The sequence below is a fragment of the Streptomyces sp. RLA012 genome, assembly GCF_056270325.1.
On sequence record NZ_JBWDPA010000002.1, the window covers coordinates 4,563,017 to 4,586,836 of the forward strand.

The 23,820-nt window shown below is 71.3% G+C and carries 17 protein-coding genes and 3 pseudogenes; 7 read left to right on the forward strand and 13 right to left on the reverse strand.

The features are described 5' to 3' along the window. The 8 genes and pseudogenes from RV986_RS20635 to RV986_RS20670 all read right to left on the reverse strand — a co-directional run bounded on the left by RV986_RS20635 (window position 1) and on the right by RV986_RS20670 (window position 8,384). Entirely contained in the window at window positions 1–378 is a 378-nt protein-coding gene (locus RV986_RS20635; RefSeq protein ID WP_475918833.1) for a hypothetical protein, read from the reverse strand. Further along, entirely contained in the window at window positions 371–2,125 is a 1,755-nt protein-coding gene (locus tag RV986_RS20640; protein WP_475918834.1) for a hypothetical protein, read from the reverse strand. The genes RV986_RS20635 and RV986_RS20640 overlap by 8 nt, the downstream gene beginning before the upstream one ends. A gap of 250 nt (window positions 2,126–2,375) precedes the next feature. Then, window positions 2,376–3,365, reverse strand: coding sequence for a malate dehydrogenase (locus tag RV986_RS20645; protein WP_475918835.1), 990 nt, complete (start codon window positions 3,363–3,365; stop codon window positions 2,376–2,378). 451 nt (window positions 3,366–3,816) lie between these two features. Next, window positions 3,817–5,166 (reverse strand): XRE family transcriptional regulator, encoded by a 1,350-nt coding sequence (locus RV986_RS20650; RefSeq protein WP_475918836.1) that lies wholly within the window; start codon window positions 5,164–5,166, stop codon window positions 3,817–3,819. 428 nt (window positions 5,167–5,594) lie between these two features. Then, on the reverse strand, window positions 5,595–6,044 hold the full coding sequence (locus RV986_RS20655) for a helix-turn-helix domain-containing protein (protein WP_475918837.1): 450 nt from the start codon (window positions 6,042–6,044) through the stop codon (window positions 5,595–5,597). Window positions 6,045–6,241: 197 nt separating this feature from the next. Then, window positions 6,242–6,406, reverse strand: a pseudogene (locus RV986_RS20660) (helix-turn-helix domain-containing protein); the annotation flags it as partial. A 255-nt stretch (window positions 6,407–6,661) separates the two neighbouring features. Continuing rightward, window positions 6,662–7,237 carry a DUF3017 domain-containing protein gene (locus RV986_RS20665; RefSeq protein WP_475924357.1) on the reverse strand — a complete coding sequence of 192 codons (576 nt, stop codon included), beginning with the start codon at window positions 7,235–7,237 and terminating at the stop codon, window positions 6,662–6,664. A gap of 292 nt (window positions 7,238–7,529) precedes the next feature. Beyond that, window positions 7,530–8,384, reverse strand: a complete 855-nt coding sequence (locus RV986_RS20670) for a bifunctional methylenetetrahydrofolate dehydrogenase/methenyltetrahydrofolate cyclohydrolase (RefSeq protein ID WP_475918838.1) — start codon at window positions 8,382–8,384, stop codon at window positions 7,530–7,532. 312 nt (window positions 8,385–8,696) lie between these two features. Between RV986_RS20670 and RV986_RS20675 the strand changes: the two genes are divergently transcribed. The 5 genes and pseudogenes from RV986_RS20675 to RV986_RS20695 all read left to right on the forward strand — a co-directional run bounded on the left by RV986_RS20675 (window position 8,697) and on the right by RV986_RS20695 (window position 13,777). Further along, window positions 8,697–9,305, forward strand: coding sequence for a hypothetical protein (locus tag RV986_RS20675; RefSeq protein WP_475918839.1), 609 nt, complete (start codon window positions 8,697–8,699; stop codon window positions 9,303–9,305). 327 nt (window positions 9,306–9,632) lie between these two features. Further along, window positions 9,633–10,885 (forward strand): annotated as a pseudogene (locus RV986_RS20680) (IS4 family transposase). A 222-nt stretch (window positions 10,886–11,107) separates the two neighbouring features. Further along, window positions 11,108–11,540: pseudogene (locus RV986_RS20685) on the forward strand (hypothetical protein). Beyond that, window positions 11,537–13,171, forward strand: coding sequence for a protein kinase domain-containing protein (locus RV986_RS20690; RefSeq protein WP_475918840.1), 1,635 nt, complete (start codon window positions 11,537–11,539; stop codon window positions 13,169–13,171). Before RV986_RS20685 ends, RV986_RS20690 begins: the two are co-directional and overlap by 4 nt. 393 nt (window positions 13,172–13,564) lie before the next feature. Next, window positions 13,565–13,777, forward strand: a complete 213-nt coding sequence (locus tag RV986_RS20695; protein ID WP_475918841.1) for a hypothetical protein — start codon at window positions 13,565–13,567, stop codon at window positions 13,775–13,777. 119 nt (window positions 13,778–13,896) lie between these two features. On the opposite strand, the gene purH is transcribed toward RV986_RS20695, so the two are convergent. Together purH and purN are read right to left on the reverse strand one after the other, a co-directional pair. Then, on the reverse strand, window positions 13,897–15,486 hold the full coding sequence (gene purH, locus RV986_RS20700; RefSeq protein WP_475918842.1) for a bifunctional phosphoribosylaminoimidazolecarboxamide formyltransferase/IMP cyclohydrolase: 1,590 nt from the start codon (window positions 15,484–15,486) through the stop codon (window positions 13,897–13,899). Next, a complete protein-coding gene (gene purN, locus RV986_RS20705; RefSeq protein ID WP_475918843.1) occupies window positions 15,483–16,103 on the reverse strand; it encodes a phosphoribosylglycinamide formyltransferase in 621 nt (206 codons plus the stop codon). Before purN ends, purH begins: the two co-directional genes overlap by 4 nt. A gap of 533 nt (window positions 16,104–16,636) precedes the next feature. Here purN and RV986_RS20710 point away from each other — a divergent pair. Next, on the forward strand, window positions 16,637–17,500 hold the full coding sequence (locus RV986_RS20710) for a hypothetical protein (RefSeq protein ID WP_475918844.1): 864 nt from the start codon (window positions 16,637–16,639) through the stop codon (window positions 17,498–17,500). Window positions 17,501–18,378: 878 nt separating this feature from the next. On the opposite strand, the gene RV986_RS20715 is transcribed toward RV986_RS20710, so the two are convergent. Beyond that, complete coding sequence (locus RV986_RS20715) at window positions 18,379–20,070, reverse strand: cell division protein PerM (protein ID WP_475918845.1); 1,692 nt, start codon at window positions 20,068–20,070, stop codon at window positions 18,379–18,381. Between the two features lie 108 nt (window positions 20,071–20,178). Here RV986_RS20715 and RV986_RS20720 point away from each other — a divergent pair, with 108 nt between their 5' ends. Beyond that, window positions 20,179–21,528 carry a helix-turn-helix domain-containing protein gene (locus tag RV986_RS20720; protein ID WP_475918846.1) on the forward strand — a complete coding sequence of 450 codons (1,350 nt, stop codon included), beginning with the start codon at window positions 20,179–20,181 and terminating at the stop codon, window positions 21,526–21,528. An 87-nt stretch (window positions 21,529–21,615) separates the two neighbouring features. Here the strand turns inward: RV986_RS20720 and sucD are convergent, their stop codons facing one another. Beyond that, complete coding sequence (gene sucD, locus RV986_RS20725; protein WP_475918847.1) at window positions 21,616–22,500, reverse strand: succinate--CoA ligase subunit alpha; 885 nt, start codon at window positions 22,498–22,500, stop codon at window positions 21,616–21,618. Window positions 22,501–22,521: 21 nt separating this feature from the next. After that, a complete protein-coding gene (sucC, locus tag RV986_RS20730; RefSeq protein ID WP_475918848.1) occupies window positions 22,522–23,700 on the reverse strand; it encodes an ADP-forming succinate--CoA ligase subunit beta in 1,179 nt (392 codons plus the stop codon). Window positions 23,701–23,820: the final 120 nt, after the last annotated feature.

A 23,820-nucleotide genomic window follows, 5' to 3' on the forward strand; every position in this document is an offset into this window, starting at 1 on the left:
TCAGCTCCCCAGCAGCACGGCGACGGATTCGGCCACCGCGCCCGCCGAGGCCAGCAGCGCGGTCAGCGCGCCGGCGTCCGCGAGGGCCTGCCGGATCCGGGCGAGCCGCCCCTGTCCGGCCCGGCCCGACTCCTCGATCTCGGCCTGTGCCCCGGCGAGTTCGGCGTCCAGCCCGGCCGTCTGGCTGCTGGCGACCACCCGGCCCAGATCGGCACGGAGTTCACGCACCAGCCGCAGCAACTCCTCCTGTGCCGGGTCGCGTTGCCGGTCACCTCCGCCCGGCTGATTGACGACGTTGTTCCCGTCGCCGATCGCGAAGGCTCCGCTCACCCCACTGATGTTGATGGAGCCTCTTCCGGCGGCCTGCTCGTCAGCCATTCCCTTGCCCTCCCGCCGTACTGGATGCATTCGACGTGCCGGGCCCCCCGGGGGCGTCCGGCGCCCTGTTGCTGACGACGTTGTTGTCGCCGATGGCGAACGCCCCCTGCACGTTCTCGATCAGGGTGCTGCCGCCGCTCACGTTGACGATCTTCTGGGCGAACTCGTCGGTCCGGTAGCCCGCGTCCTTGAGCACCTGGCGCACGCCCTGCGCGACCCGGTCCTGGATCGACTTCAGATAGCGGTTGACGTCCATGTCCTGGAAGAGCGAGGCGCTGTCCCCCGAGCCGAGCTCACGCACCGCGCGGGCGGGGCCGTCGGGCATCGCCGCGCCGTACCCCGCGGTGAGGATCCGCCAGGTCACGGCGGCACCATGGCCCAGGGTCGTGGCGGCGACGGGCACCGAGCGCGGGACCCGGGCGAGCGCCCAGACCGCCTTGCCCAGGGGGCTGTTGTGGCGGTACTGGTGGGCGACCCGGTCCGCGTTCTCGAAGTCGGCGCGCACCGGGAACAGGACATGCGGGGCGATCTCCAGCATCAGCATGCCGCCCTGGGTGTGCACCCGGACGAAGACGGTGGTGACGACCTCCTCCTCCCAGCCGCCGACCCGCGCCCGCAGGAAGTGCCGTCTGGTCTCGCCGCCCTCCTCGACCGACTCGGCGCGGTGCACGAGGAACGCGTCCTGGTGGTACGGCGCGAGGTCCCGGCGGGGCAGCCCCGCCACCGGCAGGAACACACACTCGTCGATCTCCAGGCGGCGCAAGCGGTCCCGGACCGCGCCCCCGGCGTGCGGCGAGGGCAGCCGCAACTGCGCGAGCAGCTCGTGGATACGGTCGAGGATCACCCGGTTGTTGACGGGCAGCGGCGGCTCCCGCCGGTCCGGGTCCGGCCGCAGCTCGACGGCGAGACTCCAGGTGTCGTGCGCGCGTCCGGCCCCGCAGAAGGGGTGCGCCGCGTGGTACATCACCAGGGGTGAGTGCTGCTCGATGCGGATACGTTGCCGCAGTCGCTGGAAACGCCGCCCCTCCGCGAGTTCGGCCGGATCACCGGCCATGTCACCGAAGCGCGTCGGGTGCAGCTCGTGCGCCAGCGCCCGCGCGAACTGGCCGCGCTGCACGCCCAGGCACACCGCCACCACCAGCAGGACGATCAGCGCGGCCCAGGCGTTGATCGGCTTGATGTCGATGCCGTTCTCGAAGAGCGCCGCGACCAGGTCGTCGGGCAGAAAGAACCGGAGGAGGTCGTAGAGCCCCTGTTCGTCGACCGAACCGAAGGCCGCCCGGGCCGTCGTGAACGCGGTGTAGATCAGGAAGAACCGTCCCCACCAGCGCAGCCACCAGGCCGGGAACCGGCGGTACCACGGAGGGTGCTCGCGGGTGCCGCGGATCCAGGAGGCGACGGCCAGCAGCAGACACGGGAACAGCAGGACGATCAGCAGGTAGTTGGAGAGCGGGAGACCCACCACCCACAGCGCCAGGATCCCGGCCGCCCAGCCGAGTTCGAGCCGGCGTGCGCGCAGGGCGTGCGCCAGGACGCGCGCCGCGTCATGGCCGAGCGAGGGCGCGGCGAGGCGCTCCTCGTGGACGTACAGCTCCTCTATCACCGCGTCGCGGAAGTCCGCGTCCAGGTAGGTGCCCGCGCACAGCAGCCGGGTCGCCTCGCTGGCGCCCGGCGGCACACCGGGCTCGCCCGGCACACCGGCATGCGGCGGCTGTGGCTGCTGAGGTACGTGGAATGTCTGCGTCAACGCTGCTCCCCCGAGGCGTGAACTGCCCTGCTTCACCTACGCGTTCACGTAGGCGCTCCCGACGCGGCACTGTGTCCAGCATCACAGCTTAGGGGCCTTGCCTCACCCTTGTCGCAGGTATTTACAGGAACGCCGCAGGCCCCGCCCGGGAAATCCGGACGGGGCCTGCGTACAGAACGGGACGGCGGAGCCGCGGGGGTACGACGGCTCGGTTACAGCGACTTGGCTACAGCGACTTGGCTACGGCGACTCAGATGAGGCCGAGACCGCGGACCGCGTCGCGCTCCTCCTGGAGCTCCTTGACCGAGGCGTCGATACGGGCGCGGGAGAACTCGTTGATGTCCAGGCCCTGGACGATCTCGTACTGCCCGTCCTTGGTGGTGACCGGGAAGGAGGAGATGATCCCCTCCGGAACACCGTACGAACCGTCCGACGGAATACCCATGGAGGCCCAGTCGCCGTCGGCGGTGCCGTTGACCCAGGTGTACACGTGGTCGATGGCGGCGTTGGCGGCGGAGGCGGCGGAGGACGCGCCACGGGCCTCGATGATCGCGGCGCCGCGCTTGGCGACGGTCGGGATGAAGTCCTCGGCGAGCCACTTCTCGTCGTTCACGACCTCGGCGGCGTTCTTGCCGGCGACCGTGGCGTGGAAGATGTCCGGGTACTGCGTGGCGGAGTGGTTGCCCCAGATGGTGAGGCGCTTGATGTCCGCGACCGTGGAGCCCGTCTTCTTCGCGAGCTGGGTGAGCGCGCGGTTGTGGTCCAGGCGGGTCATCGCGGTGAAGCGCTCGGCCGGTACGTCCGGGGCGGCGGCCTGCGCGATCAGCGCGTTGGTGTTGGCCGGGTTGCCGACGACGAGGATCTTGACGTCGTCCGCGGCGTGGTCGTTGATGGCCTTGCCCTGCGGCTTGAAGATGCCGCCGTTGGCCTCCAGGAGGTCGCCGCGCTCCATGCCCTTGGTACGGGGGCGGGCGCCGACGAGCAGGCCGACGTTCGTGCCGTCGAAGGCGACGTTGGGGTCATCGGTGATGTCGATCCCCGCCAGCAGGGGGAAGGCGCAGTCGTCGAGCTCCATGGCGGTGCCCTCGGCGGCCTTCAGCGCCGGCGTGATCTCCAGGAGGCGCAGCTTGACCGGCACGTCCGCGCCGAGCAGCTGGCCGGAGGCGATGCGGAAGAGCAGGGCGTAACCGATCTGGCCGGCCGCGCCGGTGACGGTGACGTTCACGGGAGTGCGGGTCATGGCGTTCTCCGTATGACAGCAGGCGGTGGGGCGTCCCTGCCCCGGGGTGCAGGATCGTCCCCTGCGGTCACCGCAATGATCGATCAAAGGAACCGATGATCGATCTCTCGGCGTCAAGAGAGATCCGCCGCCAGGCTATCGCGCATCCGGTATCCCGGTTGGCCGGGCCCCCTGTGGCCCACCCCACAGCCGCCCCGGACGGGCGGACATGCCGACCGGGGTGGGCGGGATACGGCCCTCGGGCGCGGCTTCAAACACCGGGCGAGCCGGGGCTTTTAGGGGCGCGGGGAACTGCGCGACCAGCCCCCACCGGCCCGCACCCGGGCAACTACGGCCGGACGGGGGATTCCGGGGCGCAGCCCCGGCTTCGGGGGCACGGGGAACTGCGTGACCAACCCCCACCCACCCGCAGCCGAAGAACTGCGGGCACACCCCCACCGCCCCGGCTACTTCACTTCGTGCACCCCTTCTGCCCCGACTTCAGCGTGACGCACGCCCTCGCCTCGCCGGCGTCCTTGACCGCGACCATCGGGGTGTACGCATCGGTGTCGGTGTCCACGGCGCCGGTCTGCTGGGGAGCGCTCCCGGCGGACACCACGACGGAGTCACCGATCACGGCCTGCGTGATGCGCGCCCAGGCAGCGGCACAGGTCTTGCTGTACCGCACCTCGACAAGGGTGGTGCCGACCGTGACGCTGGTGGCGGTGGTCGCCAACTGCCCCCCGCAGCCCATGTTCTCCGGGTCCTTGCCCGTACAGTCGGCGCCGCTGCACTTCACTCCGGGCGGCAGGTCGGGATTGACGGCGGCGGACGTCGTGGGCGTCTTGGGCGCGGTCTGGTCCTTCTTGTCGTCACCGCCCCGGGTGAGGAAGACGGCCGCGGCTATCACGACGAGTGCGCCCACGACCCCCGCGAGGAACATCGTCAGCCGCCGCTTGCGCCGCGCCGCCCCGTCCGCAGGACCACCGGCGGGCGCGGTCGGTCCCCCCGGAGCCGACGGACCGGCTGTACCAGCCGTACCAGCCACACCACCAGGACCACCAGGACCGACAGGACCGACAGGACCGACAGGACCTGCCGGAGTCGACGTGCGACCGTACTGGCCCGCGTCTCCGGACGGCGTGGCGACAACCCCCCAGCCGCCCCCACGCGACGCCCCACCCGACGAGGAACCGCCGGACGAAGAACCGCCGGACGAAGAACCGCCGGACGATGACCCACCGGACGATGACCCACCGGTCGAGGAACCGCCGTACCCGGCACCACCGCGCGCACCACCCCCGTACGACGACGAAGAACCGTACGACGACGAGTCCTCCACCTCCGCGGCGGACGGCTGCGGCGGCACCGTCGGCGACACCCCCGCGGGTCCGGCGATCCCCGGCGTGATCCCGGGGACCGCGGTCGCGCTGCCGCCCTTGCGGGCCTGCTTGCCGTTGCCCCCCTTCGCCGGGGGCGCCCCGAACTCCCCGAGCGCGGCGCGCGCCTGGGAGATCCGGATCGCTTCCATGGTCATGTCGTGGCGCATCTCCGAGCGGCTCCAGGCGCGCTCGGCCAGCTCCCACATGGTCGTCAGATGGATGGGACTGGTCCCGGTCACCTCGGCCAGAGCGACGATCGCGCCCTTGGGCGCGAGGAGCCGGCCGTTGAGGTAACGCTCCCAGGACGTCTTGCTGTAGCCCGTACGGTCGGCCACCGCGGCGATGCTCAGCCCGCTCCGGTCGACCAGCCGGCGCAGCTGACTGGCAAACTCCCTGACCTGCGGATCGAGTTCATCCGGCAAGTCCCTCCAACGAGGCATTACTGCTCCCCCCTGCTTCTTTCCCCCCGTACATGCCTGACTGTTCTCCCCGCGATTGGCGCCCCTCCGCCGAGTCCCCGTCAGTCCCCGTCAGTCCCCGTCAGTCCCCGTCAGTCCCCGTCAGTCCCCGTTCTGGCTACCCACAGGGATGCGTCCGGTCGGGATCTCAGTTCCCGGGGTGGGGGCGCACGGGAGCATTTCGGGCCGGGGCATGCACCGTTGCACGCCCTTCTGGCTACGGTCCAGTGTCCCATCGGCGTCGCGCCGACCAATCGGACCCTCGGCCTCCGCACGGGACGTCCGGGACCGTCCCGATTGCCCACGTTAACCGGGTCGTTGGGATGGATCGGGGTAAATCCTTGAACTTGTCAAGACATCGACACAACGGGAACACAGGTGCGACCTCACCTGTCACAAGAGCGTTCAGATCACCCGAGGATGAGGGCGCCCGCGACCACGGCGAGGAGAAGAGCGACGGCGAGCAGGGCCGCGCAGAGCAGGAGGCGGCCTGTACGGAGGGCGGCGGCGGGCCGTGGGTCCTGTTCCTCCCCGCGCGCCTCGCCGCGTTCCTCACCGAGCAGTTCCCACCACGGGAGCGTGGGGTCCTCCTCGTACCCGCCCCGGTCATGCCCCCCGTCGTGTCCCGCGCGGGCGGGCCCGCCCGTCGGCACCTGTGCGGGTGGCGCGGGCTCGCGGGGCCAGGCCCGTACCGCCAGCTCCCAGCGCACACCGAAGCGTTGGGTGTCCTCGCCCGCGAGACCCGCGACCCGGCACAGGGCGAGAACCGCCTGCCGGGGCGGCGGCTGGGTCGCGTTGAGTTGACGTCCTCTCCAGCCCGAAGGCTGGAGATTCCGGTCCGTACCGCTTCGCGGTACCACCTTGGGTTCCTGCTTCACGGGTCCGCGCCGGCCCGTGAGGACCGGTCTTACCAGACCTCCACAGGCCTGACTTCCCGCCCGTCCGGCGGTAGGTCCGACAACTGCGTTGTCGGACAAGGCGATAGTGCCATGGTTCTGCGGCCCTCCGGGCCGCCAGGGCGAGGATGCCCTACACCTCCACCCTGAAGGGTGGAGCACTGGGCAAGTGTTCGGTAGCGCTGCCAGGAGGACTTGCTGTACGCGGTGCGCGTGCCCAGCACCACCAGGCTCAGCCCGGTGCGGTCCTTGAGCAGCCGCAACTGCTCGACGAAGTGCCGTACCTCCGCCGGAAGCTCCTCCGGCAGCGGCTGCCAGGCACCCATCACTCAACCACCTTCCACCGCGCTCCTGCCGCCTTCCCCGTCAGCGAGGGACGACCGGCCGCCAGCGGGCGGTTCCCGTCACAGGGCGCGGACACCGTGGCGGAATGGTCACTTCCGTGCCACAGCGAACAGACAGCTGTTGAAGGACCGGTTCCTGTGCAGAAGGGTTGAACAGGGCGGTCCGACCGCCCGGCCGCGGCCCGTCCTTACTCGGGGGAGGGGACGGGCCGCATCTCGTCCGGGGATGTACGGAACTCAGCGGACCGTGAAGTGCAGGGTGTCGTCCAGGAACGGAATCACCAGCCACGGGTTGGGCTGTGCCATCAGCGAGAGCAGCACGATGGCGACGCCCAGCACGCCGTACGTGACCATGTCCGTGAAGCGGGAACGCACCGCCAGCATGCCCACGTCGGGCAGCATCCAGCGCATCACGGCACCGGCCAGCAGCGCGGCGCCGATCAGGATCGTGCCGACCCGGAACACATCCAGCGCGGTCAGCAACAGGCCGAGTCCGACGGCCGCCAGCACGGCGAGGATGGGCCACTGACGGGCCGGGGCCGGGGCGTCTCCGGACGCCGCCCGGCCGCCGCCCTCGGGCCGCGCGGTGTCCCTCGTGAACAGCGGGAAGCGGCGCGTGACGCGGCGCGGCCTCCCTTCGGCGTCGGGCGCGCTGACGGCGTCGACCGCACCGTCGGAATCGGACGCACCGTCGGAATCGGACGCACCGTCGGAATCGGACGCACCGTCGGAATCGGACGCGCTGTCGCGACCGGACGCGCTGTCGGCATCGGCCGCACCATCGGCATCGGACGCGGTTCCGGCGTCAGACACGCCACCGACATCGCCGGCACCCCTGCCGGCACCACTCGCACCGCTGCCGACATCACTGACACCGCTGCCGGCGGCACCACTCGCACCGTTGTCCGCACCGTCGGCATCGCCGTCGGCACCATGCGCACCGCTGGCAGTGTCCGGCTCGCCGACGGTGTCGGGCCCCCTGTCGGCATCCGGCCCGCCGGTGGCGTCCCGTACGGCCGCCTCGGCGTCCCGCAGGGCCGACTCGGCACCGGAGGTCCGCGCGCCGCGCGAGCCACTGCCCTTGGAGCTGCCCTTGGAGCTGCCGTCAGCCGACACTGCGCTCCGCCGCTTCCACCACGTTGACGAGCAGCTGGGCGCGGGTCATCGGGCCGACACCGCCCGGGTTCGGGGAGATCCACGCGGCGACCTCGGCGACGTCCGGGTGGACGTCTCCGACGATCTTGCCCTCGGCGCTGCGCGAGACGCCGACGTCGAGGACGGCGGCGCCCGGCTTCACGTCCTCGGCACGGATGAGGTGCGCGGAACCGGCCGCGGCGACGATGATGTCGGCGCGCTTCAGGTGCGAGGACAGATCCCGGGTGCCGGTGTGGCACTGGGTGACCGTCGCGTTCTCGCTCCGTCGCGTCAGCAGCAGCGGCATCGGGCGTCCGATGGTCACCCCGCGGCCGACGACCACCACCTCGGCGCCCTTGATCTCGACGCCGTAGCGGCACAGGAGGGTGAGGACGCCGTTGGGGGTGCAGGGCAGCGGGGCCGGCTCGTTCAGGACGAGCCGCCCGAGGTTCATCGGGTGCAGCCCGTCCGCGTCCTTGTCCGGGTCCATCAGTTCAAGGATGCGGTTCTCGTCGATGCCCTTGGGGAGCGGGAGCTGGACGATGTAGCCGGTGCAGGTGGGGTCCTCGTTGAGTTCGCGCACCACCGCCTCGATCTCCTCCTGCGTGGCGGTCGCGGGCAGTTCACGCTGGATGGAGGCGATGCCGACCTGGGCGCAGTCGCGGTGCTTGCCCGCGACGTACTTCTGGCTGCCGGGGTCGTCGCCGACCAGGACGGTCCCCAGGCCGGGCGTGACGCCCTTCTCCTTCAGGGCCGCCACGCGGACGGTCAGATCGGACTTGATCGCGGCTGCGGTGGCCTTGCCATCGAGAATCTGGGCGGTCATGGACCCATCCTCGCGGATGACCCGCTCCTGGTTCCAATCCGGGCGCCCCTTGCGCACCCCGCGCCCCCTCCTCCGCCCCTCCGCTGTGCGCCCCCTGTCCCTCCGCTCGCTTCCGCCTGTGATCAGCGATGTTGCGCTTGCGCAACACATGCACAACACAATCGGAAGGGCGCTAGACAAATATGGAAAGCATTAGAACGATAAGCAACGCAGCACCACGGGCAGTACCGGGGGGACGGACCGCTCTGCAGAACTCTCCTCCGCGCCATGCCACGCGTCGTCCCCGCACCAGGCAACGGAGGAACCCCCGCCATGAGTTTCGGCGACCCGAACAATCCCTTCGGCCCCCCGCAGGGCCAGCCGGCCGGCTCCCCGCCCCAGGGCCAGCCCGGCTACGGCTACCCCCAGGGCGCCCCGCAGCAGCCCGGTTACGGCTACCCGCAGGCCCCGCCGCTCGGTCAGCAGCCGTACGGCGGCTACCCCGGCGGTCCGATGGTGATGCCCGGCGGGGTGAAGGCCGCGCGCGTGATGCTGTTCGTCATCGGCGGTCTGCAGGTGCTCGGCGCCATCCTGATCGCGATCTCCGCGCTGGCCGTGTCGGCCGCGAAGAACAACGCGGACCTCAAGGACGACGTCCAGTTCCAGCAGCTCGCCGACTACTCGGCCGGTGTCCTGTGGGGCGTCACCGTCGCGGTCCTGGCCTGGGGCGTCCTCGCGATCTGGCTCGGCGTGAAGTGCGCCAGTGGCGGCAGCGGCGTCCGCGTCACCGCGATGGTGTTCGGCATCCTCACGGCGATCCTCGGCATCTACCCGTTCATCGTCGTCGGCCTGGTGCACACCGTGCTCGCGATCCTCATCGCGGTGTTCGTCGGCAAGGCGGACGGCGCCGCCTGGTTCGACCGCCCGAAGTACTCGGTCTGAGCCCCGGGCCCGCCGCATCGAAGCCGACTTCCCGGACGCGAAGGCGACTTCCCGCCAATCACTCCCAGGGCCGTGTCTCACCCTGCGCAAGGGGGGACACGGCCCTGGTGCGTCTGCCTACCCTGAATCCCGTAGCCGCGCGTGCACGGGGAGACACACCTTGTACAGCATCATCGTGGTACCTCCGCCGACCACGGAGGACACAGCGCCCCACCCCCGGAACCGCCTCCGGAACCGCCTCCGGACCCAATGCCGCTAAGTTAGGCGGCTCGTGTCGTCCGCCTGACGATGGGGCAGGGGGGCAGCCGTCTCGCTAGGGTGCGGTTCGTGGCGCGAGTTGGGCAGGTCAGTGGGGACGAGCCGTCGGGCGGGCGGCTGACGGACCACATCGAGTTGGGTGTGCTCGCCCGTACGTTTCCCCGGGATCTGCTGGAGGAGGTCCTGGACGTCACGGGTCGGCGGGAGAGGCGGGTGCGGCGGCTTCCCGCTCATGTGATGATCCGTTACGTGATCGCGCAGGGCTTGTTCTTCGGGAGCGGGTCGGAGGAGGTCATGCGCCAACTGGTCGGTTCCCTGCGGCATCTGGGCTCGTGGAGTGACGACTGGCAGGTGCCCAGCACTTCGGCGATCGCGCAGGCCAGGGCCCGGCTGGGGGCCGAACCGCTGCGGGAGTTGTTCCGACGCGCGGCGGTCCCGGCGGCCGGACACGGCACCAAGGGCGCGTGGCTGGCCGGCCTGCGGCTGATGTCGATCGACGGAACCGGCCTGGACGCGGCCGACACCGAGGCCAACGTGGCCGCGTTCGGACGGATGAACTCCGGGCCCAAGGCGTCGGCCTTTCCCAAGGTGCACCTGGTCACCCTGTCCGAGTGCGGTACCCACGCTGTGGTCGCGGCGGAAATCGGCGGCTGCCGGACCGGGAGCGTACGCTGGCGGCCGGTGTGCTGGACGCTTTGGAGCCGGACATGCTGCTGCTGGCCGACGCCGGTTTCTACAGCTGGCAGCTGTGGCACGACGCCGCCGCCACCGGCGCTGCCCTGGTGTGGAGGATCGGCGCCGGTGTGAGTCTGCCCGTCGTTCGTGCCCTGCCCGACGGCTCCTACCTGGGCCTGCTCTTCGACCCGTCGGTCAAGACCGCGCGCCGCCAGGCACTCCTGACCGCCGCCCGGGCCGGGCAGGAGGTGCCCGGGGAACAGGCGCAGCTGGTGCGGGCCGTGGAGTTCACCGTGCCCGACCGAAATCCCGACGGGGAACTGGTCTGCCTGATCACCACCGTCCTGGACCCCGCCCGGATCAGCGCCACCGAGCTGGCCACCGCGTATGCCCAGCGGTGGGAGCACGAGTCGGCGCTGGACGAGATCAAGACGCATCTGCGTGGTGGCGGCCAGATCCTGCGCAGCAAGTCTCCCGACATGGTCGAGCAGGAGATCTACGGACTGCTCCTGGCGCACTACGCGGTCAGGGACCTGATGTGCCAGGCCGCGGACGAAGCAGGCCACGACCCCGACCGGCTGTCATTCGCCCGCTCCGTCCGCGTCGTCCGCCGCCAGGTCACCGACCAGGCGGCCTTTCCCCCCTGAACACCTGCCCACGGCAACCGCCCACACCCTCGCCGAGATCACCGAGCGGCCCAACCCCCGGCGTCGCCACCGCACCTACCCCCGCGTCATCAAACGCGCCCGCCACAACTCCTACCGCGTGAAACGCCCCACCGACGTAGCCCTCAAACACACCGGACCACCCACACCGCAACTCATCCGAGCCACCTAACTTAGCGGCATTGCCTCCGGACCCACCCTCAGATCCGGCTCGCACCCGGCGAGCGCCTCACCTTCGGCCGGTCCGTGGCGGACAACGACCTCGCGATCGCACACGACGGTGTCTCCCGAGCCGCCGGCGCGATCACCGCGTACGGCGCCGCGGTACTTCGCGGTCCTGGCCGCCCTCTGCGAGCCCCGGCTGCGCGGCGCGCCGCACGCCCCGATCCCCACGGTCGACCAGGTCGTGGAGCGGCTGCGACCGGGCTGGCCCGCCGTCAGCCGTACGACCGTCCAGTGGAACATCGACTACCTGGCCGTGAAGTTACGCCTCAAACCCGCCCCCGACACCGCCGACGCGGGCCCGCGCCTCAACGGCAAGAAGGAGTCCCTGGTCTCCCTCGCGCTCCGCTTCGACCTCGTACGGGAGGACGATCTGGTCGTCCTGGCGGCGCCCTCGACCCGGGCGGCACGGTGAGCGATCCGTACGCCGTGCCGGTGCCCAAGGGGTACCGGGTGGGCGGCTGGGAGGTACGCGAGCCGATCGCGACAGGCGCCTTCGGAAGCGTCTACGAAGCCCGGCGGACGCCCTCACCGGCCGAACTCCCCAGCGCCACCGCCCTCGACACCGAACTCCCCACCGCAGCCACCCCCGACGCCGAACTCCCCACCACAGCCGCCCTCAAGTTCCTCCCCACCGGCACCCGCACCCCCCGCCGGCTCACCCATCTGCGCGAACTGGCCGAACGTGAGCTGGAGCTGCTCAGCCGCGTGCGCTCCGCCCCGCGCCTCATCCGGCTCTACGAGACCCTGACGGTCGACGACCCGGCCCGCCCCGAACTCGACGGCGCCACCGTCCTCGTACTGGAGAAGGCGGAAGACTCCCTGGCCGGGCTGCTGTCACGGGCGCCGTGCCCCGGCGCCGGTCCGGCGCTGCTCGCACAGATCTGCGAGGGGCTGGCCCAGTTGCACCGGGCGGGGTGGGTGCACGGGGACCTCAAACCGGCCAACGTGCTGCTGATGAAGGACGGTTCGGCCCGGCTCGCCGACTTCGACATGGCCGCCGAACTGGAAGGCACACACGCCTACACGCCCGCCTTCTCCACCCCCGACTACACCCCGCCCGAACTGCTCTGGTCCGAGATCGGCGAACGCGGCCGCCGGATCCGCCCCTCGGCGGACATCCGGGCCTTCGGCGTGCTCGCCCACCTCGTGCTCGCGGACGCGTTCCCGCTGCCCGGCGGCACCCCGTCGGCCCGCCGGGACGCGGCGGTCGCCTACGCGCGCGGCACCGACGAACTACGCCTGTCGCCCCGGCTGCCCGAGGCCTGGCGGGAGATCGTGCGGGACTGTCTGGCCCGTACGCACCAGGACCGGGTGGGCGGGGAGGCGCTGCTGCGACGGGTGGCCGCGGCGGCCGGAACGGGCCGCCGATCCGGGCGCCTGCCCCGCCTGTTCGCACGGCGAGGGCGGAGGCGGGGGCGAGGGCGACGCACGGCGCTCGTCCTCGGCGCCTCGGCCGCCACCGTCACGGCGCTCGGGTACGGCATCGGCGTCTGGGCGGGCGACGACCACCGGGGCGGCCAGGGGAGCCCCAGGACCGCGAACGTCACCGCGATGTCGTACGGCGCCGCCGACCTCCGTACCGACCGGGGTGTCCCGCCCGCCTACCGTCTGCTGATCGTCGGATCGGCGCACGACTGCGCGCAGACGGACGTCACCCCGTCCCTGATCGCCGCCATGCTGAAGGTGGAGAGCGACTTCGACGCGAACCTGGCCGACCCCGCCAAGAACGAGTACGGCATCGCCCGTTGGACCCCGAGCGTCCTGCGCTGGTGGATGCACGCCGACGGCACGCCCGGCGAGTCGGTCCCCGATCCCCCCTTCCCGCCCGCCGAGTCCATCCCGGCCATGGGCCGCTACCTGTGCTGGATCGCTCCGCGCCTCGACCCCGGCCTGCCGGGCGACCGCCGGGTGCTGATCGCCGCCGCGTACCGGACCGCGTACAAGTCGTTGAACGACGCGGGCGGAGTCCCCCCTAAGTACCGTGCCTACGGCGACCGCGTCGCTCACTGGCTCAAGGAGTACACCCCACCGGGGAAGCGGTGACCCTGAGAGTTCCGAGGTACCGGGTGGCGGGTGTGGGTGGAACGGTGTGATCACTCCGCGGAAAGCGGATCGGCCACGCACCACCACCTGATGCTCAACTGGGGGAACATTGAACGTCGCACATCTCAAGAAGCCCGCCGCACTCCTCGTCGCGGCGACCGCCCTGCTCGCCGGCCCGACGGTCGCCGCCACGGCCGCCTCCGCCCAGCCGGACGCGGTCCGGCCCGACTCGGTCCAGCAGCGCGTCGACGCCGTGCTCGCCGGCCACGCCGGCGGCCGTCAGGTCTCCGCCAACCAGGTCGCGTACGACGGTCTCACCGTCACCGTCTACCGAAGAGCCAGGCCGGGCGGGCCAAGGCCGCCGCCCTCGGCTGCTCGTACGGCTATCTGTGCGTGGACGTCCGGGGCACGGTCTTCAACTTCTACAAGTGCCAGAAGTGGAACGTCACCAACTGGTCCGGAGACGGCGACTTCGTCAACAACCAGACGCCGGGCACGGTGGCGAAGTTCTTCAACCGGGACGGCAGTGTGCGCTGGACGTCCACGGCGTACCAGGCCGGGCGGGCGACGTGGGACCCGATCTGGGCGGTGCAGCCCTGCGGCTGACACGCCCTGAGCGGCCTACGACAGCGGTCTCCGGCTCCTTCGGGGGAGGGCCGGAGACCGCTGCGTGCTCAGAGCAGAACTCGGTGGAGGAGCTCAGTGGAGGAGCTCAGTGGAGGAGCTCAGTGGAAGAAGTGGCGCGTCCCGGTGAAGTACATCGTGACGCCCGCCTTCTTCGCGGCCTCGACCACCAGCTCGTCGCGGACCGAACCGCCGGGCTGGACCACGGCCCTGACGCCCGCCTCGGCGAGGATCTCCAGGCCGTCGGGGAAGGGGAAGAACGCGTCCGAGGCGGCGTACGAGTTGCGGGCCCGCTCGGCACCCGCCCGCTCGACCGCGAGCCTCGCGGAGTCGACGCGGTTGACCTGGCCCATGCCGACGCCGACCGAGGCGCCGTCCTTGGCGAGCAGGATCGCGTTGGACTTCACCGCGCGGCAGGCCCGCCAGGCGAAGGCCAGCTCGTCGAGCTCGCCCTGGTTCAGGGCCTCGCCGGTCGCGAGGGTCCACGTCGCCGGGTTGTCGCCGTCGGCCTGCAGCCGGTCGGCGACCTGGAGCAGCGCGCCGCCGTCGATCTGCTTGACCTCGGTCGGGTGGGACGGCGCCCGGTGGGCGCGCAGCACACGGATGTTCTTCTTCTTGGTGAGTGCCTCAAGGGCGCCGTCCTCGTACTCCGGCGCCACGATGACCTCGGTGAAGATCTCGGCGACCTGCTCCGCCATCTCCCTCGTCACCGGCCGGTTGACGGCGATCACACCGCCGAACGCGGACAGCGGGTCGCAGGCGTGCGCCTTGCGGTGCGCCTCGGCGACGTTCGAGGCGATCGCGATCCCGCACGGGTTGGCGTGCTTGATGATCGCGACGCAGGGGTCCTCGTGGTCGTACGCGGCACGACGCGCGGCATCCGTGTCCGTGTAGTTGTTGTACGACATCTCCTTGCCGTGCAGCTGCTCGGCCTCGGCGAGGCCGCCCGTGCCGTCCACGTACAGCGCCGCGCCCTGGTGGGGGTTCTCGCCGTAGCGCAGGGTGTTCTTGCGCTCGTAGGTGTGACCGAGGAAGTCGGGGAAGCCGCTGTCGTCGGCGGCGGCATAGTCGCCCGCGAACCAGCTCGCCACCGCCACGTCGTACGAGGCGGTGTGCTGGAAGGCCTCGGCGGCGAGCCGCTTGCGGCTGCGGAGGTCGAAGCCGCCGCTCCTGACGGCGGCGAGGACGTCGCCGTAGCGCGCCGGGCTGGTGACGACGGCGACGGACGGATGGTTCTTGGCGGCCGCACGGACCATCGACGGCCCGCCGATGTCGATCTGCTCCACGCACTCGTCGGGCGTCGCGCCCGAGGCGACGGTCTCGCGGAACGGGTAGAGGTTGACGACGACGAGGTCGAACGGCTTGACGCCCAGCTCTTCCAGCTGCCGCCGGTGGTCGGGGAGACGGAGATCGGCGAGGATGCCGGCGTGGACCTTGGGGTGCAGGGTCTTGACCCGGCCGTCGAGGCACTCGGGGAAGCCGGTCAGCTCCTCGACCTTGACGACCGGGACGCCCGCCGCGGCGATCTTCGCGGCGGTGGAGCCGGTGGAGACGAGCTCGACACCGGCCTCGTGCAGCCCGCGGGCGAGCTCTTCGAGCCCGGTCTTGTCGTAGACGCTGACGAGCGCGCGCCGAATGACCCGCTTGGTGCTCTCGGTGCTCTCGGCCGTGACTGTGCTGTCGGCGGTCACTGGATAACTACCTTTCGTCCCTCAATGCGATAGCCGTTGCGGGCGAGCCGCCCCACGACGTCGACGAGCAGCCTTCGCTCGACTTCCTTGATGCGCTCGTGCAGAGCGCTCTCGTCGTCCTCGTCCCGGACCTCGACCACGCCCTGAGCGATGATCGGTCCGGTGTCGACGCCGTCGTCGACGAAGTGGACGGTGCATCCGGTGACCTTCGCGCCGTACGCGAGCGCGTCGCGCACGCCGTGGGCCCCCGGGAAACTGGGCAGCAGGGCGGGATGCGTGTTGACGAACCGCCCACCGAACCGGGCGAGGAATTCCTTCCCCACGATCTTCATGAACCCCGCGGAGACGACGAGATCGGGCTCGTGGGCGGCGACGGCCTCGGCGAGCGCGCGGTCCCACTCGTCCCGGGTGCCGTAGTCCTTGACCCGCCGGACGAAGGTGGTGAGCCCGGCCCGCTCGGCACGGGCGAGCCCCTCGATGCCGTCGCGATCGGCACCGACAGCCACGATCTCGGCCCCGTAGCCCGCGGGGCCCGCCTCCGCGACGGCATCGAGCAGTGCCTGCAGATTCGTGCCTGATCCGGAGACCAGCACGACGAGGCGCTTGGTCTTGGCCACGACGGGGCCCTTTCTCGGGGGAGCGTTTGTACGGTCGTACGAATGCTTCGCGCCCCCGGATACGGGGAAGTCTACGAAGCGGCCGACCGTCAGCAACGATACCGGCACACCGGGCAGCCCCCACGGGACGGGGGCGTGGCCGGAAGGTAGCGTCTGCGGTGGATCCTCCCGGGAACACCGTTCAGCACGGGGAACGCCCTGTGCGCGTGGGACGTTGACCAGGGACGGGTAAGCATGCTTTAGGCATGCTTGGAGCGCGGGCTCCAGGGACGATGTCCCGGCCGTCCGGTCCTGGGAACGAGAGCAGAGCCTTGGGGCACACGCCCCGGGGAACCAGAGCAGGACCTCGGGGCGCTCGCCCCCGGGAGCAGGACCCCAGGGTGCGAGCCCTGGGGAGCAATGCCGGGGCGGCAGTCCTGGAACGAACGTCCGGAGCGTGAGCCCCGGGCAGGAAGCCCGGGGTGCGCGTCGCGAGCACGATGTCGTGCGGACACGCCACCCGCCAGAACCACCAAGGGGAAGACGCACACCTGATGCCGGACCGCAGTCTCCGACTCCCTCCGCTCCTGCTGCGCGAGCGGCGCCCTTCGCCTACCCCGCCGCGGGAGAGCGGGGACGCGCCCGCGGGCGGGCACGGACCGGACACGGGCTCCGCGACCCCTTCCGGCTCGGGCTCGGGCTCGGGCTCCGGCTCCGGCTCCGGCTCCGGCTCCGGCTCCGGCTCCGACGACAATCCTTTTGCTCCGCCGCCGGAGGGAACGCCGGACCGGCCCTGGCAGCCGAGGCGGCCCACGGGCGGGCAGAGTCCGGACGAGAACGGTGGTTCCGACCCCGGATCGGGATCCGGATCGGGATCCGGGCCGTCCCCCTGGGGCAGTCAATGGAGCGACCGGCAGCCGGGGCGTTCGAACGGCGGCGGTTTCGGTGACCGGCCCGGGGCTCCACAGGGCCAGGGCGGCCCGGAGGGACCCGGCGGCGGTCCGGGCACCGGAATGCGCTGGGACCCGACGGACCCGGCCCAGCGACGTGCGCGGTACGCGCTGCTCTCCGGGATGTGGGCGTTCTTCTTCGCCCTGTTCAGCTGGCCGTACGTGGCTCTGCTGCTCGGCGCGCTCGCCCTGTACTGGGGCGGCAGCGCCCTGCGCGCCAAGCCCCGCACGCCGGACCCCGACACACCGGCGCCGGACTCGAACAGCCGGCCCCAGACGACCGCCGCGGTGAGCGGTCTGGTCACCGCGTCCCTGGCCATCCTCATGGTCGCCGCGACCTTCACGGCACAGCTCGTGTACAGCGACTACTACTCGTGCACGAACGACGCGCTCACCAATGCGGCGAAGCATTCCTGCAACGACCTGCTCCCGAAGGAACTACGCGGCCTCCTGGGCACCCAGAACTAACCACCACACCCCCGAGAACACCGCCATCGGCGCCCCTTCCGCGCCGCGAAAAACAGCACATCCAGCCCTCACGCCCCCACGGCCGAAGAACCCTGGCGGCTCCGGGGCTGGGCTGCGCACGAGGCGGAGGTCCGGCGGCTGGGACGCACACCAGGCGGATTCCGGTCCGGCAGCTGCGGCGTACACCAGGCGGATTCCCGGGGCTGCGGCGCACACCGGGCAGACCCAGGGAGCTGCGGCGCACACCGGGCAGACCCAGGGAGCTGCGGCGCACACCGGGCAGACCCAGGGAGCTGCGGCACGCACCGGGCGGACCCAGGGCGTCGGGGCAAAGCCTCGGGCAGGCCCAGGGCGATGGGGGCGGCTGTCCCGAGCAGACTCAGGGGCACCCGGGCGGCAGCCCCAGACAAACTCAGGGGTCTGGGGCGCAGCCCCGAGCAGGCTCAAGGCAGGGTGGACTGGAACGGCAGCCCCACACGAGCTCAAGGGTCCGGGGCGCGGCCCCCAGGCAAGCTCAGGGGCCCCCGGCAGCAGCCCCAACCGACCGGACCCAGAGCGTCGGAACACCAGCCCCGAACAGACCGAGGGGAGACGGGGATACACCACCCCGGGCAGGCTCCGGGGTCTGAGCGCAGCCCCGGGAAAGCTCAGAGACTCCCAGGCAGCAGCCCCAGCCGGACCCAGGACGTCCGCACACCAGCCCCGAACACACCCAAAGGGGACGGGGCCGCAGCCCCGGGCAGGACCGGGGGTCTGGGGCGCGGCCCCGAGCAGGCTCAAGGGACTGGGCGCGGCCTGGGCAAGCTCATGGGGTCTGGGGCGTAGCCCCAGGGGACGGGATGGGTAGGGGCGGCGGGGGCGAATCACCTCAGGGCGGCTTACCGCTCCGGCTCCGCCGGAGGCGACGGCGCCTTCCGCAACGCCGCCCAGCGGGACTCACGAGCCACATCCCCCTGCCACCCCGGACCGACCACATCGGAAGGCAGCAGGTCATAGGGCTCGGCATTCGGATCACGATCCGAGCCCAACTCCAGAACCGCTCCCGCCCCCGGCCGGGGTCCGGACCCGGACCCCAGTCCCGCAACGGGCACCACCCCAGCACCGGCCCCGCCCCCCGACCCCGCGGACGAACCCGCCGACGAACCCGTCATCGTCTGAGCCCCCTCACCACCACACACCCGCTCCTCCCGACCCAGCCGCAAAATCCACGTCGGCCATGACGACCACGAAGCCCATGAAGCCCACGAAAGCCACGACGCGGACGACATCCGCCCCGGCCGCGAGACCGACCGTTGCCACCGAAGCCTCCACCTCCCTACCACCACCGCCACAGGAACCCCCACGCCCACGGTCCAAGCAACCGCCGCCACCCCCACCTGCCACCACACCGGCCCGAAATGCGCCAACGCCGCAACCCCCAGCGGCCCACCCGCCACCTCAGCGAGCACCGCCAGCACAGCACCGCACAACACCCCCGCCACCCCCCCCCCCGCCACAAGCCTCCCCGGCGACCAGACCGCACGCCCGTCCCTCGGCATCCCCGCCCCCACCAGGAACCACGCGACCGTCACCCCCGCCGCCACCGGCACCACCCCGCCCACCCCACTCCAAGCCGTCCCCGGCCCCGGCACCGCCGCCAACAGCGGAAACGCCGGCAGCAACGGCTCCGGCCCCGCCGCGGACAAGGGCCCGGCGACATGTCCGACCCCCAGCACGACCCCTGGCCCAAGCCCGTACGCGGCCCCCCACACCGCCGCGTTCGGCACCAGCGCCAGACAGAGCAGCAGTACCGCGAACCGCCCCGACCACCCCTGACTGAGCTGCTGGAACGAGTCCCGGGCCACATCGCCGTGCCACACCAGCGACGCCCCCACCAACAGCGCCCCACCCCCGACGAGCACCGCCGCCCCGGCCCCCGCCGCCCGCACCGAGGCGCCGAAGAACTCGGGGGAGCAACGGCGCACGCCGGCGGGCAGCAGCGCAAGGAACCGGCGCGCCCGGATCGGCGCATACACGGGCGGACGCCCGTACACCGTCCACACCCCCGCCCCCACCACGCTCCCGGCGAACAGTGGCAGGCACACGGCCGTCCACCCCCACGACGGCCGCGGCTCCCCGCCCGAGCAGTACAGCGCGGCCGCCCCGCCGACCGTCAGATAGCCCGCGACGACCCCGGCCCACACCGTGCTCGCCGCCGCCTCGGCTTCGGCGTCCGCCACACCGCGAACCGCCCGGTGAAGCAGCCACGCGGGCAGAACGACCAGCAGCAGAGGTGTCACACCCACCGGCATGGGCAGGCCCGACAGGGTGTCGGTACGGATCAGCTCCACGCCGTGCGCCAGCAGCCACAACGCGGCAGCCACATGCAGCGCTCCGCCCAGACCACTGTCCGGGTAGGGCGAACTGATCCACAGCGCCATGACAAGGACGGCGAACGAGCCGAGTCCGAGCCCCGCCGCGAGGGCACCACCCATGAGGCTGGCTGCCCGTCCGGGTGATCGGCGGCGCATCCGGGTGAGCAGGGGCGACAACAACAGCCCGCGGTCGGTCATTTGGGTCACATCCGCCATGCTCCCAACGACACGCGCTTTCTCCTCGTAACAGGCGAACCTCGGCTGTGTCGCTCAATATGCAGCTATGCACTTTTTCGTACGAAGGGGCACCTTGTGGGGTCTGAAATGACGCGCCACCCTGCAACCCCTCTGCCCTCCTCCCCCGAGGAGCGCCGCCGCCTGCGCGAGGCCAAGTCGCTGAGCCAGGCAGACGTCGCGGCCAAGGTGGGCGTCACCCGTGGGACGGTGCGCTCGTGGGAGTCCGGCCGTACGACACCACGCGGCCGCGAACGGGAGGCGTACGCGAAGCTGCTGACGACCACTGAGGTGACCACCCATCAGGAGCAGTCGGCTCCCGCCCTGGTCGGCGCCGCGTCCGGCCCCGTACGGGCCTCCTCCGAACCTGCCGAACATGCCGAACCTGCCGAACCCGCCCAGCCCATCCCCGAGGCCACCCCTCGGCCCGAGTCCACACCCGGAACGAATCCCAAGCCCGATCCCAAGCCCGGTACCGAGCCCCATTCCGAACCCCATCCCGAGCCCCGTCCTGAAAACCCCCTCAACCCGTCACCCCGATCCGCGTCCCGCCCCGATCCCGATCCCCAAACCAACCCCCAGGCCAACCCAGAGGCCAACCCCGAAGCCAACCCCGATCCCAGTGCCGAACCCCCTCCCGCCCCCCTGACGCCCGCTCAAGCCTTCGACGCCCTCTACGCCTTCTGCGCCCCCGCCCTCGTACGGCAGGCCTATCTGCTGACCGGGCAGCGCGAGCTGGCGCGTGAGTCCGTAGAACGGGCTTTCGAAATGGCCTGGCACCGCTGGCCCGAGGTGGCCATGGACCGGGATCCGGCGGGGTGGGTACGGGCGAGGGCACACGAGTTCGCGCTCTCCCCCTGGCACAGGCTGCGCCCCCGGCATCGGTCCCCGGAGCCGCCGGCCACGCATGCCACCGACCGATCGCTGCTCGACGTACTCCTGCACCTTCCGCCCGTGCACCGGCGGACCCTGCTGCTCTACGACGGGGTGGGGCTCGACCTGCCGGAGACCGCGGCCGAGACGGAGGCGAGCACACCCGCGGCGGCGAACCGGCTGCTGCACGCGCGCGAGGCCGTCGCCACCCGGCTGCCGGAACTGGCGGTGCCCGAGGAGTTGCACCGGCGGCTCGTCGAACTCGCCGGGACGGAGGGGCTGCGATCCGCGAAGCCCTGTACCGTCCGCGGGGACGGCGAGCGGCGCGCCCGGCACTGGACCCGTGCGGCCATCGCCTTCACGGTCGTCCTCATCGGCGCCACGACGCTGACGCTGCGCACGGCTCCCGACCACTACGAGGCCCCGTTGGCCCCGGGTGGGACGGTGCACGGAGTGCCTCCGCGGGTCGCGCCCGGACCGCTGTCCAAGGAGGAGCTGGCCCTGCAGGCCAAGCTCAAGGGGGAGTCGGCGAGCGGTCCGGAGCGGCTGGTTCCGCAGACACGCTGAGCGCCCCCTGCGAACGCGGATGGGCCCGCACCCCCGACTGAGGGTGCGGGCCCATCCGTGTTCGGACGCGTTCGAACGCGTTCGGCTTCAGCCGGCGAGCAGCTCGCGGGCCAGCTTCGCCGTCTCGGTCGGCGTCTTGCCGACCTTGACGCCGGCGGCCTCAAGGGCCTCCTTCTTCGCCGCGGCCGTACCGGAGGAGCCGGAGACGATGGCGCCGGCGTGGCCCATGGTCTTGCCCTCGGGCGCGGTGAAACCGGCGACGTAGCCGACGACCGGCTTCGTCACGTTCTTGGCGATGAAGTCCGCCGCGCGCTCCTCGGCGTCGCCGCCGATCTCGCCGATCATGACGATCAGGTCGGTGTCGGGGTCGGCCTCGAACGCGGCGAGCGCGTCGATGTGCGTCGTACCGATGACCGGGTCGCCACCGATGCCGACGGCGGACGAGAAGCCGATGTCACGGAGCTCGTACATCATCTGGTACGTCAGCGTGCCGGACTTCGAGACCAGGCCGATACGGCCCGGCTTCGTGATGTCGCCCGGGATGATGCCGGCGTTCGACTGGCCCGGGGTGATGAGACCGGGGCAGTTCGGGCCGATGATGCGGGTCTTGTTGCCCTTCGACTTCGCGTGCGCCCAGAAGGCGGCGGAGTCGTGGACGGCGATGCCCTCGGTGATGACGACCGCGAGGGGGATCTCCGCGTCGATCGCCTCGACGACGGCGGCCTTGGCGAAGGCCGGCGGCACGAAGAGGACGGACACGTTGGCGCCCGTCTTCTCGATGGCCTCGGCGACCGTGCCGAAGACGGGGATCTCGGTGCCGTCGATGTCGACGGAGGTGCCCGCCTTGCGCGGGTTCACGCCACCGACGATGTTCGTGCCGTCCGCCAGCATGAGCTTGGTGTGCTTCATGCCCGTGGCACCGGTCATGCCCTGGACGATGACCTTGCTGTCCTTGTTGAGGAAGATAGCCATGGCTGTTTAGTCCCTCGTCCCTTACTTCGCAGCCGCGAGCTCGGCGGCCTTGTCGGCCGCGCCGTCCATGGTGTCCACACGCTGGACCAGCGGGTGGTTGGCGTCCGAAAGGATCTTGCGACCCAGCTCGGCGTTGTTGCCGTCCAGACGTACGACCAGCGGCTTGGTGACTTCCTCGCCCTTGTCGGCGAGCAGCTGCAGCGCCTGGACGATGCCGTTGGCGACCTCGTCACAGGCGGTGATGCCACCGAAGACGTTGACGAAGACGGACTTGACGTCCGGGTCGCCGAGGATGATCTCCAGGCCGTTCGCCATCACGGCGGCGGAGGCGCCACCGCCGATGTCGAGGAAGTTGGCGGGCTTCACGCCGCCGTGGTTCTCACCGGCGTACGCGACGACGTCGAGGGTGCTCATGACGAGACCCGCGCCGTTGCCGATGATGCCGACCTCGCCGTCGAGCTTGACGTAGTTGAGGTTCTTCGCCTTGGCGGCGGCCTCAAGGGGGTTGGCCGACGCGTGGTCGACCAGCGCCTCGTGCTCCGGCTGGCGGAAGTCGGCGTTCTCGTCCAGGGACACCTTGCCGTCGAGCGCGATGACGCGACCGTCGGCGACCTTGGCGAGCGGGTTGACCTCGACGAGGAGGGCGTCCTCCTTGACGAAGGTGTCCCACAGCGTCACCAGGATCTCGGCGACCTGCTCGGCCACCTCGGCCGGGAACTTCGCCTGGGCGACGATCTCGCGGGCCTTCTCGATCGAGACGCCCTCGTTGGCGTCGACCGGGACCTTCGCGAGGGCCTCGGGGTTCTCCTCCGCGACGACCTCGATCTCCACGCCGCCCTGGACGGACGCCATGGCGAGGAAGGTGCGGTTGGTGCGGTCGAGGAGGTACGAGACGTAGTACTCCTCGGCGATCTCGGGCGCGGTCTCGGTGATCATCACCTTGTGGACCGTGTGGCCCTTGATGTCCATGCCGAGGATGTCCGTCGCGCGGGCGACGGCCTCGTCCGGGGTGGCGGCGAGCTTGACGCCGCCGGCCTTTCCACGGCCACCGACCTTCACCTGGGCCTTGACGACGGACTTGCCGCCAAGACGTTCGGTCGCCTCGCGGGCTGCCTCAGGCGTGTCAATGACTTCACCGGCCAGCACCGGTACACCGTGCTTGGCGAAGAGGTCCCTCGCCTGGTACTCGAACAGGTCCACGCGCGTCCGTCCCTATCAGTGATCTCGCGGTTCGTTGGATGCGTGGGCGTGCCGCGAAGGGCAACGTGACGTCCGCTGTCACAAGGGTGGCGCACACGGTGTCCGAGCGCGCGGCATGTC